This window comes from Paenibacillus piri, assembly GCF_004354045.1.
GTDB classification, from domain to species: domain Bacteria; phylum Bacillota; class Bacilli; order Paenibacillales; family NBRC-103111; genus Paenibacillus_S; species Paenibacillus_S piri.
Genome location: NZ_SMRT01000012.1, coordinates 129,474 through 146,322, shown reverse-complemented (window position 1 = coordinate 146,322; position 16,849 = coordinate 129,474). Strand labels below are relative to the sequence as shown.

16 protein-coding genes are annotated in these 16,849 nt (G+C 50.6%); 1 reads left to right on the top strand and 15 read right to left on the bottom strand.

All coding sequences use genetic code 11. From position 1 onward, the window contains the following. Positions 1-44: 44 nt before the first annotated feature. From E1757_RS36940 to htpG, 8 genes are all read right to left on the bottom strand, one after another. Positions 45-803 carry a tripartite tricarboxylate transporter permease gene (locus E1757_RS36940; protein ID WP_281282528.1) on the bottom strand — a complete coding sequence of 253 codons (759 nt, stop codon included), beginning with the start codon at positions 801-803 and terminating at the stop codon, positions 45-47. After that, entirely contained in the window at positions 800-1,552 is a 753-nt protein-coding gene (locus tag E1757_RS36935) for a tripartite tricarboxylate transporter permease (protein WP_281282527.1), read from the bottom strand. The genes E1757_RS36940 and E1757_RS36935 overlap by 4 nt, the downstream gene beginning before the upstream one ends. Before the next feature lie 15 nt (positions 1,553-1,567). Then, positions 1,568-2,017, bottom strand: a complete 450-nt coding sequence (locus E1757_RS22830) for a tripartite tricarboxylate transporter TctB family protein (protein ID WP_165972244.1) — start codon at positions 2,015-2,017, stop codon at positions 1,568-1,570. A 39-nt stretch (positions 2,018-2,056) separates the two neighbouring features. Further along, positions 2,057-3,082, bottom strand: a complete 1,026-nt coding sequence (locus E1757_RS22825; protein WP_165972243.1) for a tripartite tricarboxylate transporter substrate binding protein — start codon at positions 3,080-3,082, stop codon at positions 2,057-2,059. 36 nt (positions 3,083-3,118) lie between these two features. Continuing rightward, on the bottom strand, positions 3,119-3,991 hold the full coding sequence (locus E1757_RS22820) for a prephenate dehydrogenase/arogenate dehydrogenase family protein (protein ID WP_133232599.1): 873 nt from the start codon (positions 3,989-3,991) through the stop codon (positions 3,119-3,121). A 47-nt stretch (positions 3,992-4,038) separates the two neighbouring features. Beyond that, a complete protein-coding gene (locus E1757_RS22815) occupies positions 4,039-4,665 on the bottom strand; it encodes an RraA family protein (protein WP_246079410.1) in 627 nt (208 codons plus the stop codon). A gap of 760 nt (positions 4,666-5,425) precedes the next feature. Continuing rightward, positions 5,426-6,280, bottom strand: coding sequence for a MurR/RpiR family transcriptional regulator (locus E1757_RS22810; protein WP_133232437.1), 855 nt, complete (start codon positions 6,278-6,280; stop codon positions 5,426-5,428). A 197-nt stretch (positions 6,281-6,477) separates the two neighbouring features. Then, a complete protein-coding gene (htpG, locus tag E1757_RS22805; protein WP_133232435.1) occupies positions 6,478-8,358 on the bottom strand; it encodes a molecular chaperone HtpG in 1,881 nt (626 codons plus the stop codon). Positions 8,359-9,125: 767 nt separating this feature from the next. On the opposite strand from htpG, the gene E1757_RS22800 reads away from it, so the two are divergent. Beyond that, positions 9,126-9,602: an SRPBCC family protein gene (locus E1757_RS22800; protein WP_133232433.1), complete on the top strand. Its 477-nt coding sequence runs from the start codon at positions 9,126-9,128 to the stop codon at positions 9,600-9,602. Between the two features lie 85 nt (positions 9,603-9,687). On the opposite strand, the gene ald is transcribed toward E1757_RS22800, so the two are convergent. From ald to E1757_RS22765, 7 genes are all read right to left on the bottom strand, one after another. Then, entirely contained in the window at positions 9,688-10,815 is a 1,128-nt protein-coding gene (ald, locus tag E1757_RS22795; RefSeq protein ID WP_133232431.1) for an alanine dehydrogenase, read from the bottom strand. Between the two features lie 33 nt (positions 10,816-10,848). Continuing rightward, positions 10,849-11,316 carry a RidA family protein gene (locus E1757_RS22790; RefSeq protein WP_133232429.1) on the bottom strand — a complete coding sequence of 156 codons (468 nt, stop codon included), beginning with the start codon at positions 11,314-11,316 and terminating at the stop codon, positions 10,849-10,851. Between the two features lie 80 nt (positions 11,317-11,396). Beyond that, on the bottom strand, positions 11,397-12,476 hold the full coding sequence (locus E1757_RS22785) for a dipeptide epimerase (RefSeq protein WP_133232427.1): 1,080 nt from the start codon (positions 12,474-12,476) through the stop codon (positions 11,397-11,399). 9 nt (positions 12,477-12,485) lie between these two features. Continuing rightward, positions 12,486-13,544: a serine hydrolase domain-containing protein gene (locus E1757_RS22780; RefSeq protein WP_133232425.1), complete on the bottom strand. Its 1,059-nt coding sequence runs from the start codon at positions 13,542-13,544 to the stop codon at positions 12,486-12,488. Positions 13,545-13,549: 5 nt separating this feature from the next. Beyond that, complete coding sequence (locus E1757_RS22775) at positions 13,550-14,701, bottom strand: M20 family metallopeptidase (RefSeq protein WP_133232423.1); 1,152 nt, start codon at positions 14,699-14,701, stop codon at positions 13,550-13,552. Positions 14,702-14,730: 29 nt separating this feature from the next. Next, a complete protein-coding gene (locus E1757_RS22770) occupies positions 14,731-15,984 on the bottom strand; it encodes a threonine synthase (protein ID WP_133232421.1) in 1,254 nt (417 codons plus the stop codon). A gap of 15 nt (positions 15,985-15,999) precedes the next feature. Then, a complete protein-coding gene (locus tag E1757_RS22765; protein ID WP_133232419.1) occupies positions 16,000-16,848 on the bottom strand; it encodes an ABC transporter permease in 849 nt (282 codons plus the stop codon). Between the last annotated feature and the right edge of the window lies 1 nt (position 16,849).

Here is a 16,849-nt window from a genome sequence, read left to right as displayed (position 1 = left end):
GCCTTTCAAAGAACGCGTATATAACGGATCTAATTTGGAAGTTGCTACATCTCTACATCTTCATTAATGATACGTTTGTTTCTTACCGAGGAAATAATGCTGAATACCATCGAAATGACAGCTATCGATAAAATCGTTCCGGAAATTGGCCGCGTAAAGAACCCTAAAAAACTGCCCTGGAAAATGGTGAGCGATTGCAATAAGGTTTTTTCCAGCAGGCTTCCCAGCACGAAAGTCAAAATAATCGGCGCCAACGGGATTTCCGCCTTCTTAAACAAATACCCTAAAATGCCAAACACCAGCATAGCTCCTACATCGAACATACTATTGTTCAAGCTGTACGTACCAACGATCGTAATCATGATAATGATCGGAAACAGCAGTTTAAACGGAACCATCGTAATCCGCGCCCACAAGTTGGCCATCGGCAGGTTCATAATTAACAAAATCGCATTGCCGATAAACATGCTCGCTATAATGCCCCAAACCAGATCGGGGTTTTTCTGGAACAACGTAGGCCCTGGCGTAAGACCATGCATAATAAAAGCGCCCAACAAGACGGCTATCGTCGGAGAGCTCGGGATGCCCAAGGTGAGCAGCGGGATTAAAGCGCCGCCGCAATACGAATTGTTTGCCGTCTCCGGACCTGCGACGCCTTCCAAGGCTCCATTTCCGAAGCGGGACGGATTTTTCGACAGCTTTTTTTCCATCGAATAGCTTAAAATGGTCGGAATAACCGAGTTGGTCCCCGGAATTAAACCGATGATAAATCCGAGTATGCTCCCCCTGCCGATCGCTTTCATGGAAGGACCCCATTCTTCCTTTTTAGAAGCAGCCCTTTCACCTTCGGCGGCTCCGGCGCCTTGCCGCGCAAGCTGGCTTCCGCACTAATAAACAGCTCGGAAAGTCCGAACATCCCCATCGCAATCGATATAAAATCAATGCCTTTCATCAGCTCCGTCTGCCCGAAGCCGAACCGGACGATGCCCGAGCTTTGATCCAGACCGATAAATGCCAGCGATAATCCGAAAAGCGCTCCAATCAACCCTTTCAATAGCGATTTTCCCATTAGCCCGAGCAGCAGCGAAAGTCCAAGTATGACGAGTGCAAAAAATTCCGGAGGCCCAAACTTAAGCGCTTGTTTTGCGAGGAAAGGCCCGATTAGGACCAGACCGACAATCGAAATAATGCCCCCGATAAACGACCCTATTCCGGCGATGCCCAGCGCCGCGCCCGCCCGTCCCTGCTTGGCCAGCGGATATCCGTCCAGGCAAGTGATTAAGGAAGCGGCTTCGCCTGGCGTATTGATAAGCACTGAGGTAATCGTCCCGCCGTACATGGAACCGTAATAAATTCCTGCGAGCATAATGATAGCGGAAACCGGTTCCAAAGCAAAAGTAAGCGGTAGAAGGAGCGCTGTTCCGGCCGTCGGACCGAGCCCGGGCAATACTCCGATGAACATCCCGAAGGTGACCCCGATAAGGCAATAAAGCAGATTAGTCCAGGTTAACGCCGTTTCGAACCCGTTCAGCAAATACACTAGTGATTCCATGATGAATTAATCCTCCTACCAACCAAGATCATTTACCGGCAACGGTACTTGCAGCATGACGCCAAACACCCAAAATATGATAAAGGCGACGGAAGCGGAAAATCCGAGGCTCCAATACCATTTGTAACCGCGTAAGAAAAGGATGAACAAGGTAACGGTGCTGCTGATTAAAAATCCCGCAAACGGAACCAGGATCATAAAAAGAATCAGCGACCCCATGCATACAAGCACGTTGATAAATCCTTCTCCCTTAGGCAATATATGGGCAAAAAGAATAATGTCCTTCTTAAAAGCCGTCACCAAATATATGGAGGACAAAACGAAAATAATTCCGCTGACCCACATCGGCAGCAGCCCGGGTCCTGGACCATACTCGCTGTAAAAACTCATCGATAAAGATTCCCAGAACATGACGCCGCTAAAAATAAGAAAGAAGATAGCCATATAAATACTTATATTTTTCAAGGGAAAGCACATCCTTTAATATAAATTGCATCCGTCGTCTTACCAGCCGAGCAAGCTTTTCAATTCGTTAACACTGGTTTCTTCTTTTTTCAGCATTTGCTTAAAGTCTGCGCCTTTGGTCGTATCGATATTCAATCCCATATCGCTCATTTTCTTGGCATGCTCCGGATTTTTCATTGCTTTTTCAAATGCTCCCTGAAGCTTTGCGACGATTTGCGGATCCATGCCTTTCGGGCCGGCGATACCGCGAATGGAGTAGTTGTCAATATTCGTTCCGACCGCTTCTTTTAATGTAGGCACATCCGGCAGCTGCGGTACGCGATTCGGCATCATGACCGCGAGCACCTTCAACTGGCCTTCCTTCATTGGTTCGACTACTTCACCGACTTTTGCCATGAGCACATCCACGTGACTGCCAAGTACGCTTGTCAATGCTTCAGCCGTGCCGCCGAATTGAACCGCTCTCAATTTGGTTCCGAGCTGCTTGTTCATTTGCAGGGAAGCAAAATGATTGCCGGAGCCGACGCCGTTGCTGCTTGCGGAAAGCTCGTTTTTCTTAGCGTATTCAACCAGATCTTTAATATCGGCGAACCGTTTGTCGTCCGCGCGAACGGCAATAACGCCCGCGTCAAGAACGTGGTTAATAATAAAATCGAAGCTGTCCAGATTTTCTTTACGTTTCGCCGTCGGATTGACATAACCGGTAATGAGACCCGGCGTATTTACGTACGCAAGCGTATATCCGTCAGGCTTGGCGCCCAGCAGCTCGGAATAACCGATCCAGCCGCCTCCGCCGGGTTTATTTTCAACAACGACGGGAACCCCTAGTTCCTTTTCCAATATAGGCGTCAACAAACGGGCACCGAGGTCTGTGCCGCCGCCCGCCGCAAACGAAACGATCAGCGTAATCGGTTTTTTCGGATAATCCGGCTGCGACGCGCTTGCTTGAGCTGCTCCTGCCGGTTCACCGTCCTTTTTGGAGGCGACCGGAGATTTCGCGGTACAGCCTATCAAAGTTCCTAATGCCAATACGCAAACCGCCGTGAACGCAACTATTTTTTTCATATACAATACCCCTCTCATATATAAGTGCCACTATCGTTATTGCTGTATAGCCGTAATAACTTCCAGCCATTTCGCCGGCGTTTTCCCTTGGAATTTTTCCTTCAAGTTATAAGTGGAAAGCAAGCGCAGCTTGTCCCTGGCCGCTTGCGACATCAGCGAATCCAGTTGGGCGGCCTCCAGCATCTCAATGGAGCCTTCCAACTCGGCCGCTCTTCTTACGGCATGGATCGAGGTTCCTGTCACCAGCCGGTTCATGCTTTGCTCAAAGCTTTTGCCGTCCATCGTTTCGCTGATCGAGCCGATCACCAAATCTTCGACTTGAAAGCGGTGAGCGGCCTCCAGCAGTTCGATCAGAAGAGCCGCGGTGCCTTTCATGTAAATGCTGCGGATCAATTTTACCGCGGAAGCGTCTCCGGGATTTTCACTCACTTTACTGATCGCCATTCCGTAAGGTGACATATGCCGGGTCAAAGCGTCTGTGCCGTCGCCACTTGCGAGGATGGGAACTGTATGCTTATAAACGGGCAAAGGCCCCATCATGGCGGCGTCCACAAAGGGCACTTCCTTCCCTTTGATATTATCGCTTATTCTGCGTTTCACATCAGGATTTGAAGCGGATACATCAACATAGATACATCCCTTTTTTAAATAAGGTTTTAATGTGCCGCTCACTTCATACGCTTTGTTGGCAGGTACGGCGACAATAAGAATGTCTGCTTGATCCAAGACGCCCTCCGCTTCGGTCTTCAGCTCTACCCCCGCCTTATGCGCCCTTTCTTTTACGAGCAAGCCGAATGTAGGATGATTCCATAACGGGTCATATGCAAATATTTTTCCAAAACCTTGCTCTTTTAATCCTGACGACATTTCAAAAGCAGCTTCTCCAAATCCGATAAATCCAAGTTGCATCATCATTTATCCTTTCTAATATGCCATTTCATTTCAGTGTTGTCGCACTACAAGCCAAAAAGCTCCATCTTCGTTTTAAGCCACGCAGGCTCGACATTACCGCTTCGAATCGCTTGCTTGCGTTGCTCCTCATAATCCGCTTTTTTCTCGGCTAAGCTGAACACTTCTTCGATTATGCCTCTCGGTACGACAACGACGCCATCGTCGTCGCCGACGACAAGATCTCCCGGTTGTACGGAAACGCCACCGCAGGAGACCGGCGTATTCAGCGTACCCGGACCATCCTTATGCGGACCGTTAGGAATGAAGCCTTTGCAAAAAATCGGGAGATTCAGTTCGCAGAGAGCCTGGCGATCGCGTGCAGCCCCATCTATAACAATACCTTCCAGCCCTAACGTCTTTGCGGCTTCAGCCATCAGCTCGCCCAGGTAAGCGTTTGCAACATGACCCTTTCCATCGGCGACTAATACATAACCTTTTTGCCCCATGCTGATCGCCTTATGAAGAAATAGGTTATCGCCGGGTCTTAAGCTGACGGTCATCGCGGTTCCGAACACCTTCATTCCGGATGCGACAGGCTTGATCTCATAGTCCATTGCACCGGTGCAGCCCATTACATCACTAAGCAATGTTGTGTTAAGCCGTTTGGCCCGTTCAATTATGTCTTCAGACAACAATGGTGGGTTAGCCCCGAAGTACAAACTAGTCATTAATGTTTCCCCAACTTCCTGTCTTATTATTAAAAGTAGTAAATATAACAACATCGATGTTCAATAGTAATATTTATTACTTCTACATTTCGTATAGTAACACTGATTTTTTTTGATGTAAACCCTTTTTTTCAAATGGTCTGATGGAACAAAACAATGACAAGGTACAAAGTCCCCCAAAAGCCATCCATGCCGCTGTGCGGCACCATTGATGATGAAAATGGGGGATTAGGAGTGGATCGCCTCTACAGACTTGCTGCTCGTTGCATCGCCGGGCTAAGGGACTGAGCGGACGTTATTTGCTTCGATTTCGCCAATTCTGAAATCTAACGGACTACAGTGACCTTATTTGCTTTGCCAGCTGCCGATCGGCCTCAATTCTAGCGAAATAGCGACTCCTCAGTCCGTTAAATTGGAAAATGGTGCATTTGGGCTCAAATAGCGACTCTGGAGTCCGTAAGCTGTGAAACGTTTGGCGGATCTGACATTTTTAGGGTAGTGAAGTGAAGCCCTGAAGCGAATTCCGCTAACCCGTATCCACCGGGTTTCGTCAAGAGTGCAAGCAACTCTTGACCTTACTTTTGGGGGAGCCCCCGATTATGCATGGAAATATGCTGCGCATAATTTTCTAAACAAAAAAATAGCCCGACGCAACGAAGCATCGGACCTTTATTTCTTGACATGCTTTTACAACCGGCTAAATTCAATAAATCCTAACAGACTTTTAAGTTAAATGATAATTCGTTTCCTTAAGAATCGAATCCAGCTTATTCAGACGCTGCTTCGTTTTCTCAGGAACTTTGATTGCTACCGCACTTATAATATAGTCGGCGACAAACATCGGGGCGATCACCGAATTATGAAATGCTACGCTGCCCACATTACAAGGCAAGATGAAATCCGAATATTTGGCCAGAGGGGATGAGTAGCTGTCTGTAATCGATATAACCTGCGCGTTATTTTCTCTCGCCATTTTTACATATTCGAATACCTTTCTCGCATATCTGGGGAAAGAAGTGGCAATTACCAGATCCGAAGAAGTATAATTATGTACTCTTTCCGTCCATTCAAAATGGTCCGCATGAACCAAATCGCAGTTGCCAAGAAGTCGGTTCAGCCCGTAGGTTAAGCACTGCGCGATCGGCAAACCGCTTCTTACCCCGGTACAATATATCCGATCTGCCGAAACGATCATGTCTAACACCTTGCTCAAAGTTTCCCCGGAAACCATCTCTACAGTCGATTGAATGTTATTAATATGATTTTCGGCGCAGCGGATCCATAGGTCGCTTCTGTTTGTATCTTTTAAATTGGCCGCCAGCCGGGTATTCGGGTCCGCCCGATTTTTCAAAATTTCTTGAAGCCCTCTTTGAAATTCGGTATAACCGGAATATCCCAGACTGAATGTTAGTCTCATGATTGTCGTCGTGCTCGTTCCGACTATTCCAGCGAGCTGATCCACCGTCAGAAAAGCGACATCAACCGGATTTTTAATAATGTAGTCCGCAACCTTGCGCTGTGTTGCTGTTAACTCCGAAATTTTATTTTTTAATTGAAGGATGGGATTGGGATTGTCCATGCACCGGCTCCATTTTGTTGTAATTTTTATTACATTCCAATGTATGCATTGTAACATTTTTATTTTCCCTTTAAAAGAGGGATTCCGTTGCGCGGCACGGATCGGGAACTGCCGCCGCGACAATTTCAAGCGCATCCGGTCCGATTACAAAAAAAAGCCCCTTTCAAGGGACTTTAATTTGCAGCGCGGTATGAAGACTACACCATAATTTTGCAAATATCGTTCGTAAACTCGACCGGATCCTGAATCGGCAAGCCTTCGATCAGCAGGGCCTGGTTATACAGCAGCGCCGTGTACAAGCCAAGCTTCTCCTTGTCCTTGTCGTAAGCGTCCTTCAACGATTGGAACACCGGATGGTTGACGTTGATTTCCAGCACCTTGTCCGCTTTCACGTCGGGATTGTTCGGCATCGATTTCAATATTTTTTCCATCTCGATCGTCACCTCGCCATCCGTCGAGAAGCATACGGGATGCGACTTCAATCGCTTCGACGCCTTGACTTGCTTGACCTTGCCCGCCAACAGGCCGTTCATGTGCTCGAACAGCTCCTTGCTGTCGTCCTGCCCGTCTTCCGTCTTGTCGCGGCTGTCGTCCGCCTCGATGCCGAGATCGCCGCTCGATACGGATTTGAACTCCTTCTCCTTGTACGACATCAGCATCTTGATCGCAAATTCGTCGATATCGTCGGTGAAGTACAAAATTTCGTAGCCTTTGTCGGCGACAAGCTCCGTTTGCGGAAGCTTCTCAATGCGCTCGTTAGACTCGCCTGCCGCATAATATATATATTTCTGATCTTCCGGCATGGCAGAGACGTATTCGTCCAACGATACGAGCTTTTTCTGCTTGGAAGAATAAAACAGGAGCAAGTCCTGCAGCTCATCCTTATGGCTGCCGTATTCGCTGTAAAGACCGTACTTCAATTGTCTGCCGAACGACGTATAGAATTGCTCGTACTTCTCCCGTTCATCCTTCAGCATGCTTTGCAGCTGGCTCTTGATCTTGCTCTTGATATTTTTTGCAATCAGCTTCAGCTGGCGGTCGTGTTGCAGCATCTCGCGCGAAATGTTGAGAGATAAATCCTCGGAATCGACCATGCCCTTGACGAAGCTGTAGTAATCGGGAAGCAGGTCGGCGCATTTGTTCATAATGAGCACGCCGTTCGAATACAGCTCCAGCCCCTTCTCGAATTCCTTCGAATAGTAGTTGAAAGGAATGTTCTCCGGAATGAACAGAATGGCATTATATCGTACAGCGCCTTCGGCGCTGATATGAATATGCTTGATCGGCTTGTCGAAGCCGTAATGCTTCTCGGCGTAGAAGTTGTCGTAATCTTCCGGCTTGAGCTCGCTTCTGCTCTTTTTCCAGATCGGAATCATGCTGTTAACGGTTTGCTCTTCGATATAGTCCTCGAATTCATTCTCGCTATCCGCTTTCGGTCTGCTGCCGGTAATGTCCATCTTGATCGGATAACGGATGAAATCGGAATATTTCTTGATGATCGCTTTAAGCCGATATTCGCTCAGAAACTCGTCGTAATTATCGTCTTCCGTATTCTCCTTGATCTGGAGCGTAATTTCGGTGCCGACCGAATCCTTCTCGCATTCCTCGATCGTATACCCGTCCGCGCCCGTAGACTCCCACTTGTACGCGACGTCGCTGCCGATCGCCTTGCTGACAACAGTCACTACGTCCGCAACCATGAAAGCCGAGTAGAAGCCGACGCCGAATTGACCGATGATATCGTGTCCGTCCTTCGCTTCGTTCTCCTTCTTGAAAGCCAGCGACCCGCTCTTGGCGATGATGCCGAGGTTGTTCTCAAGCTCGTCTTTCGTCATACCGATCCCGGTATCCCGGATCTTCAGCAGCCGACTCGATTTATCGGCAGTCACTTTAATGAAGTAGCTGTCATTGTCGAAAACGAGATTTTCATCCGTAAGCGCTTTGTAATAAATTTTATCGATCGCATCGCTTGCATTGGAAATCAGCTCCCGAAGGAAAATTTCCCTCTGCGTATAAATGGAGTTGATCATCATTTCCAATAATCGTTTGGATTCGGCTTTAAACTGCTTCTTGGCCAAGGGTACTCCTCCTTTTGGTTTTCGAGCTTTAGAAGTCCGGTGAATAACTGCCGGCTTCGCAATTTATTCGTCGGACTTTTAGCACTCAATCAGCTAGAGTGCCAACACCTAATTTTATAACACTCCTGCCTAATGATGTCAATACGGGACGGGCTGTTTGGAGCGGTCAATTTCGTCGCCGGAGCGTCAAAACCACAGGGATAAGGGGTTTCGGCAAGCCAATGCCGGCCCTCCGCCATTACCGAATATTTTGCAAAAAAGGAGCGATTTCGCCGCAATAGGTCAAAACTTTTTCTTTCCGTTATAGTATTATATTTTAATCGTGGGCCCAAAAAAGATCATACAAATATTATTATTTTTTTCCATAAAATGCAATTTTTACGAGTCTGATTTCATCTGTAATCAACATAAACAAAATATATGACTCAACACGTCCCGCTCCGTTTTACAAATGGAATCGGGGCGTTTTGTTTTAGTTTGACCCATCAGATTTGATAACCATGGCCCAGCACAATGGACATATCGGAACTTCGCAATCGATTTAGCGCTTGACATGCATCCAAATGGTTGCATATAATATATTCACAGCCAATCACCTGATCATATTGGAGGAGGCGAATTTAATCGCGATCGAATGGCACTGACGAAATAAACTGCATTACCTGAATGCCGCTCCGATCGGCGACATCTATGATCGCTGATTCGGAAATACGAACTTCATCGCATGGAGGCTTTGAGCGAATTGAAAAACAAACTGGAGAACGCCGATGAATAATTCAACCTTTGTATATGTCACCTACATTGCAACGACGCCGGAAAAGCTTTGGGAAGCTCTGACGAATGGCGAATTTACGGAAAAATATTGGTTCGGAAGGAAAATTCAGTCCGACTGGAATGAAGGCTCGCCTGTAACCTTCAGGATTGAGAATGGAACGGTCGCCGCACAAGGCGTCGTATTGAAGAGCCGCCCGCATCAGCTTCTTTCCTATACATTTCAATGGGCGGAAGACCGGACGGTTCGCGAACAATCGACGAAGGTGACCTTTGAGCTGCTGCCGATGGACTCGATTGTCAAGCTGTCGCTTAAGCACGAGGAGCTGCTGCCGACGGATTTCCGCAGTGAGCATACGGGCTTTAACGGCATTAGTAACGACGGCATCAACAACGGCTGGCCGGTCATTCTCAGCGGCTTAAAGAGCTTGCTTGAAAACGGCAATCCCCTGTCACTGCGGCGTGCCGAATGATGAATCGGGTCACCTACCCTATTTTAAAAAACAAGCGAAGCCGCGCGATCCGATCGCGTTGCTTCGCTTATCCCGGTTACGGGTGTCATGCCCCGACGGACAAAGCTTGATTTACATCTACGTAAGGATAGTTCTGTTCCCTGGCGACAGCTTCATAAGTAACGAAACCGCCCGCTATGTTCACTCCGCGGGACAACGCTTTATTGCGCGCAACCGCCTCCCGGATTCCCAGGCTGGCGATTTGCAGCGCATAAGGCGATGTCGCATTCGTCAAAGCAAGCGTGGACGTTCTCGCTACGGCGCCGGGCATGTTCGCTACAGCATAGTGGAGTACACCGTGCTTGACGTAAACCGGATCGGAATGCGTCGTTACCCTGTCGATCGTTTCGATAGAGCCTCCCTGGTCAACCGCCACATCAACAATAACGGAACCCATGGACATTTGCTTGACCATATCCGCCTTGACGAGCTTGGGCGCCCGCGCACCCGGAATCAAAACGGCACCAATCAGCAGGTCGGCCTTGCGGACCGCTTGCTCGATGTGATAGGGGGCGGAAATCATCGTAGTGATCCGGCTGCCGAAAATATCGTCCAAATACCGCAGACGATCGGCGTTCACATCAAGCAGTGTCACACGGGCCCCTGCTCCCACCGCCATCTTCGCGGCGTTTGTTCCGACAATGCCCCCGCCGATAATTACGACTTCCGCCGGCTGTACCCCCGGAACTCCGCTCAGCAAAACCCCTTTCCCTCCATACGGCTTTTCAAGTAATTGTGCTCCTATTTGAACGGACATGCGGCCCGCCACTTCACTCATAGGGATCAGTAAAGGCAATGCGCGATCGTCCGTTTGAATCGTTTCATAAGCAATCGCAATCATGCCCCGCTTGACGAGTGCTGCGGTCAATTCCGGCACAGGAGCGAGATGCAAATAAGTAAAAAGGATCAATCCCTCCCGAAAAAAAGCATACTCCTCCGGCAGCGGCTCCTTTACTTTCATAACCATATCGGCTTTGGCCCATACCTCTTCAGCCGTATCTGAAATAATAGCTCCTTGGGCTGCATATTCATCATCATGAAACCCGCTGCTCAGTCCCGCAGATTTCTCGATGTAAACCGTGTGTCCGTGGCTATGCAACGCTTCGACGTTAGCAGGTGTCAAGGAAACGCGGTTCTCATTGTTTTTAATTTCCTTAGGGACGCCGATGATCATAAGTAAACCTCCCGATTTGCAGCAGCGCAGATTTTAGACAGATTTCAGTTGAACGATCATTTCGATTTCAACCGGCGTGTTAAAAGGCAGCTCCGATGTCCCGATAGCCGAACGGGCATGTTTGCCCGCTTCGCCGAATACTTCTTCCAGCAGTTGGGAAGCTCCGTTAATGACATAAGGCTGATCGGCAAAACCTTCAGCGCTGTTTACAAAGGCGAGCAGCTTCACAATTTTTTCTATCCGATCCAAATCGCCCAGATGCGCCTGCAGCACGCCAAGCAGATTGATCATGGTCTGTCTGGCGGCTTGCTGCCCTTGTTCAATCGTAAGATCCTTGCCCAGCTTTCCTTCATACATCAGCTTTCCTTGAATCCGGCAATCATTGCCCGATGTGTATACTAAATTATTAACCGTAACTGCCGGGATGTACATAGCGGCCGGCGCGCCGGGAACCGGCAGTTCGATTCCTAAATCATTCAATCGTTGTGCAATTTTACTCATTTGATAGCCTCCCTGGAATGTTAACGGTGCTAATAAGCAATTGAACCGTTAATTTGATAGTTATGTCCTTGCGAATGAAGTCATTCCGATAAAACATCGGTAATCCCAAGACCCGGTGAATCCGGAAGCCTGATGATTTTCCCGTCGTACACGGCTCCGCCATCCACAACGTCTTTTGCCATCATGAGCGGAGCGTCCAGATCAATGCGGGTAATATTTCTTTTGCCTGCAGCGAAATGGGCCGCAGCCGTTATGCCGACACGCGTTTCAATCATGCTGCCGACCATGCATTCCATTCCGCAAAAGTCCGCCATACGGCAGATGGTGTCAGCGTGGTAAATGCCGCCCGCTTTCATCAGCTTGATATTGATCAAATCCGCAGCGCGCTGCTTGAGCACCTCGAAGGCATCGGATGGAGAAAACACGCCCTCGTCCGCCATGATCAAAGTATCAACAGCATCCGTGACCTGCTTGAGCCCGGCAATATCCCCGGCTCGCACCGGCTGCTCCACCAGCTCGATATCCAATCCTGCATCCTCCATGGCGCGGATCGTACTAATCGCCGTTTTCGTTTCCCAACCCTGATTGGCGTCCAGCCTCAATTTGATACCGCTGCCGACCCGGCTGCGAATTTCACGCACCCGTTCCAGATCCTTGGAAGCATCGTCAATACCAACCTTTATTTTCAACACCGTAAAGCCGCTGCTGACATATTCGGCTGCGTCCTCCCCCATTTCCTCCGGGGTGTTGACGCTTACGGTATAGTCGGTTTCGATTTCATTCCGGTATCCCCCAAGCAATTGATACAAGGGGAGGCCGCATTGCTGAGCGATCAGATCGTACAAGGCCATATCGACAGCGGCTTTGCCGCTGCTGTTACCTACAGCGGAACGGTTCAGCAGATGAAATACGCGTTCATATTGCAGCAAGCTTTCCCCGATTAGCTTTGGTTTCACAGCTGTGATGAACGCTTCGATGCTCTGCAAGCTTTCCCCCGTTATGGCAGCGGTTGGGGGCGCTTCTCCCCATCCGGCGCGCCCGCAATCCGAACTGATTTTCACAAGCACCGTCTCCGCAGTATGCACAGTCCGTAACGCGGTTTTAAACGGCTTTTTCAGCGGCACGCTGATTCGTTTCGTCTCTACTTCTGTTATCCGCATGCGGTTCTCCTATCTGGATTCCGGCTTCTCCATACATAATACAACCAAATTGTGGTAAATGGATCGGATTCTCTTAATAGCCATATTGGATCGTACCGGGTGTACGCGGTTAGTCAGAAGCACCGCAAATATATCCTTTTCAGGATCCATCCAGATGCTGGTTCCCGTAAAGCCCGTATGTCCGTACGACGACGCCGAGAACAGGTCGCCCGCCGGAGAGTCGTCCGCATCCTTGGCTTGCCAGCCAAGTCCTCTGGCTAAATTCAACGAGGAAGTATGGTTGCGGGACATAAGGCGCAAAGTGCTGTGCTGCAGCAAACGACCGTTCCCTATTTGTCCGCAGCGCAGCAGCTCTCGACAAAGCAGCGCCATGTCCGACGCCGTACTGAACAGTCCGGCATGACCGGCCACTCCGCCCAATACAACGGCATTTTCGTCATGCACCTCCCCCCGAACAAGTCTGCCCCGCCACGGGCAATATTCGGTCGCCGCAGCACGGGATGCAAGGGCCGCCGGAGGGTTGAACATCGTATCCTTCATGCCCAGCGGTTCAAATACCAGCTCGCGCAAAACGGTATCAAGACTTTTTCCGGCCGCCTTTTCGATTATTTCCCCGAGTATCATATAGCCTTGCGACGTATATTCCACCCGCGTTCCCGGTTTGGAGCGCAACGGCAAGTTCCTTACGGCTGTCAATAACGTCTCTTTCGAATGGGCCGATTGGTAAAGCGGCTGCTGGCCGGGGATCCCCCCTGAATGAGTAAGCAGCTGCCGCAGCGTAATATTGGCTTTATCCGTTCCCGCATAGTCGGGCAAAAAGGCTGCTATTCCGTCATCGAGGCACACTTCCCCTTGCTCCAGCAGGAGCATCAGCGGAAGCATCGCAATCGGCTTTGTAACGGACGCCAGATCCCACAAGCTGTCCGCTTGTACCGGTTCTCCGTCCCACGCCAATGTTCCGACAATGCCCTGCTCCTTCAAGCCGGAGGAAGTGCCGAAGGCGTATGCAGCTCCGGAAAACGCCCGGCGATCGCGGCAGCGCTGCAAAAAATCAACGATTGGACTCATAAGCCTCACCTGCCTAAAAATTGTCGGGCAATGCGTTCATAAATGAGAACGGCTTGCTCCACTTGGGAAATGTCGACGAATTCATCCGGAGCATGGGCCTGCTCCAGATTGCCCGGACCGAGGACGACTGTAGGAATGCCGGCAATGGTGACCAGCTTGCTCATATCGCAGCCTGCCTTGAAGCCTTGCGGCTGCTGTGGAATTCCTGTCACATGCCCGGCGGCCTCGAGAGCAACGCCGACAATCGTTTCGGCTTCCCGGGTTTCCGAAGGAATGGTCGCCACCACGATTTCAACGGGATCAATCTCCAATTCCGGAATCTCCTTCTTGAGCGCGGTCAAGATGGTCTCAAGCTCCCGGTCGGCATCCTCATGGGTCTGCCCCGGAATGAGCCTGCGGTCGATGATCATTTCCGTTTGATTCGGGATCGTATTTTGTCTCGTGCCGCCCTTAATGATGGTGACGGCGCTGCTGGCCGGCCCAAGCTGCGGGTGGGCATGCTGCGATAAGCTTTCGTTTAATTTGTCGTATTCCACTATAAACCGGGCCGCATGCACAATGGCATTGATTCCGAGCTCGGGACGGCCCGAATGGGCGGCTTTTCCGCGGAACCGCAGCTTTCTCATATAGGTCCCCTTGTGGGCAATCGCGACCTCCAGCCCTGTCGGCTCCCCGACAACGGCTCCGTCGGCTTTAAGCCCTTGCTGAACCAAATGCAAGGAGCCGATTCCGCCGGCCTCTTCACCCATAACAGCGGTAAGCACGAGCTTGCCCCGCAGCCCGGCCGGTCTGTCCGCCACCTTCTCCAGGGCGGCCAGCATCGCAACCAGACTGCCTTTGGCGTCGCAGGAGCCTACCCCATACAGCCTGCCCCCTTCCAGCCTCGGTTGAAAGGGCGGGTGGGACCAAATTTGACCGGCAGGGTCATTCACATCCATATGGGTGTTGAATACAAGGCAAGGTCCGGGTCCGAAATCCAAGGTCACAATCACGTTGTCCTTTCCCGGTTCAACCGTCTGCCTTTCCACAACGGCGCCGAATTTTTCGGCCCAGCCGGCCACCCAATCGGCCACGACGGCCACTTCTCCCGGCGGGTTCGGCGACGGACGCGAAATACATTCCATTAATGCGGTAATAACAGGACTCGCATGCTGCACTACATCATCTCCCCATTATGGTCGCTGGATCATCCCCAAAGCTTGCTTAACAGCTCGCGAAGCTCCGGATAGCTGGCATTCAGCCTTAGCGGCGATTCCGTCACCGTCTGCTGAATGGCGCCAGGCTGCTTCAATCCGCTGCCGGTAATTACGCAAACCACGGACTCGCCGCTTTGAATTCGGCCCTCCGCTACCGCCCGCTTCAGGGCGGCTACGGTCGATGCGGAGGCGGGCTCGGCGCATATGCCTTCGTTGCCCAGCCACTGCATCGCCTCTAAAATTTCTTCGTCCGTCACTTCCTCGGCGAATCCGCCCGAATCGTAAACGGCGCGCAGCACCCTCGTTCCTCCTTGAATCGGCGAGTCCGCCGCAATGCTTTGCGCAATCGTCTTGGAGGTATCCCCGTGGCGCTCCGCGCGAGTGAGCCCCTGCCTGAACGCCCGGGGAATCGGAGCCGTAGCGCTTGGTTGTACGGCAACCATACGGGGAAGCGAGGATATCCAGCCGAGCTGCTGCAGCTCACGGAAGCCCTTCCAGGCTCCCCAAATTCCGCCGCCCGTACCGACCGGATGAATCATGACATCCGGCGCCGCCCAGTCCATCAACTGGCTGATTTCGTACGCATAACCCTTCATCGCTTCATGACGCACCGGATTAATAAAGTTTACAAACTGGTACAAGCCCAGATTGGTTACGGCCTGCTCCAGCATGTCCGTAATTTCCGTCATACTGTCGAAATACAATGTGGCGGTATCCGCACCGTATAATTCAATAATCGATTTTTTAACCGGGTTGGCTAAATATTCGACAAGTACGGCGGCGTGCATACCTGCGCGCTTAGCGTAGGCCGCAAAGGAAGCTCCTGCATTACCGGAGCTGTACGTCAGCCCGCGAGTGATTCCCAGCTCCTTGGCAAAGCTCACGGCAAGACTGAAGCCCCTGTCCTTGAAGCTGCCCGTCGGCATCAAGGCATCATTTTTGAAGTAAAGACGGTCGAGCCCAAGCTTCGGACCCGCATAGACGGAAGGGATCAGCGGCGTGCCGCCCTCTCCGAGCGAAATCATATGGGACGCGCTGCGCAGCGGATAAAATTCATGCCAACGCCACATCGAAGGCTCCCGCCCGGCGAACTGCTCCGGCCTTAGCTCCAGCTTCATTTTGTCTAAATCGTAATGAATTTCCAGCAAGCCTCCGCATTGCGGACATGTATTTAGAGGCTGATTCAAATCATAAACTTCGCCGCAATTATCGCATGAATAATGTGTTGCATAGGACCACGCCATCTTTTCTTCAACCTCCTACCGCTTTCTTGCCTTCGGATTCATCCCGTCGCGCCATGTATCGCCCAAAATATTAATGGCGAGCACGATCAGCATAATGGATATTCCCGGAAACACGGAAATCCACCAGGCGGATTCCATATAAAGCTGTCCCTGATTCAACATATTGCCCCAGCTGGGCACATCGACGGGAACACCCAGTCCAAGAAAGCTGAGCGAGGACTCGGCGATGATCGCTGAAGCCACCTGAAACGTGGCGATCGTAACGACCGGCGCAACGATGTTGGGGAGAATATGGCGGAAGAGCAGCCTGAAGTCGCTGACGCCAATCGTCCGGGCGGCCACTACAAAGTCGCTGGACCGTATGCTCAGCACCTCGGAACGAATAACCCTGGCATAAGGAACCCAACCGGTGATGCCCAATACGAAAATCAAGTTATTAAGGCCGCCGCCAATTACCGCAACAATCGCCAACGCCAGCAATATGGTCGGAAATGCGAGCTGAATGTCGGCGATGCGCATCGTGACATGGTCTAGCGCATTGTAGTAGCCGGACAATAAACCGATTATCGTACCGAGCACCCCGGATACGAACATGGCGGCTATCCCTACCAGCATGGAGATTTGGCTGCCATAAATGATGCGGCTAAGCAAATCCCGTCCTAAATGGTCAGCGCCGAGCCAATAACCAGGCTCAGAGCCGCTGAGCCAGAACGGCGGCTTGAACCGCAGCAGCAAGTTTTGCATATTCGGATCATGGGGGGCCAGCTTTGGTGCAGCAACCGCCATGATCAGAAAAAAGACAAGAATAAAGATCGCAAATCCGGCGTATCCGTTCGCCTTTTTTCCGCTCCACAACTTTTTCATC

Bases quoted from the DNA above. Each gene is read 5' to 3' on its own strand.
- E1757_RS36940 (WP_281282528.1), bottom strand. From the start codon at position 803: ATGAAAGCGATCGGCAGGGGGAGCATACTCGGATTTATCATCGGTTTA.
- E1757_RS36935 (WP_281282527.1), bottom strand. From the start codon at position 1,552: ATGGAATCACTAGTGTATTTGCTGAACGGGTTCGAAACGGCGTTAACC.
- E1757_RS22825 (WP_165972243.1), bottom strand. From the start codon at position 3,082: ATGAAAAAAATAGTTGCGTTCACGGCGGTTTGCGTATTGGCATTAGGA.
- E1757_RS22820 (WP_133232599.1), bottom strand. From the start codon at position 3,991: ATGCAACTTGGATTTATCGGATTTGGAGAAGCTGCTTTTGAAATGTCG.
- E1757_RS22810 (WP_133232437.1), bottom strand. From the start codon at position 6,280: ATGGACAATCCCAATCCCATCCTTCAATTAAAAAATAAAATTTCGGAG.
- E1757_RS22800 (WP_133232433.1), top strand. From the start codon at position 9,126: ATGAATAATTCAACCTTTGTATATGTCACCTACATTGCAACGACGCCG.
- ald (WP_133232431.1), bottom strand. From the start codon at position 10,815: ATGATCATCGGCGTCCCTAAGGAAATTAAAAACAATGAGAACCGCGTT.
- E1757_RS22790 (WP_133232429.1), bottom strand. From the start codon at position 11,316: ATGAGTAAAATTGCACAACGATTGAATGATTTAGGAATCGAACTGCCG.
- E1757_RS22785 (WP_133232427.1), bottom strand. From the start codon at position 12,476: ATGCGGATAACAGAAGTAGAGACGAAACGAATCAGCGTGCCGCTGAAA.
- E1757_RS22780 (WP_133232425.1), bottom strand. From the start codon at position 13,544: ATGAGTCCAATCGTTGATTTTTTGCAGCGCTGCCGCGATCGCCGGGCG.
- E1757_RS22770 (WP_133232421.1), bottom strand. From the start codon at position 15,984: ATGGCGTGGTCCTATGCAACACATTATTCATGCGATAATTGCGGCGAA.
- E1757_RS22765 (WP_133232419.1), bottom strand. From the start codon at position 16,848: ATGAAAAAGTTGTGGAGCGGAAAAAAGGCGAACGGATACGCCGGATTT.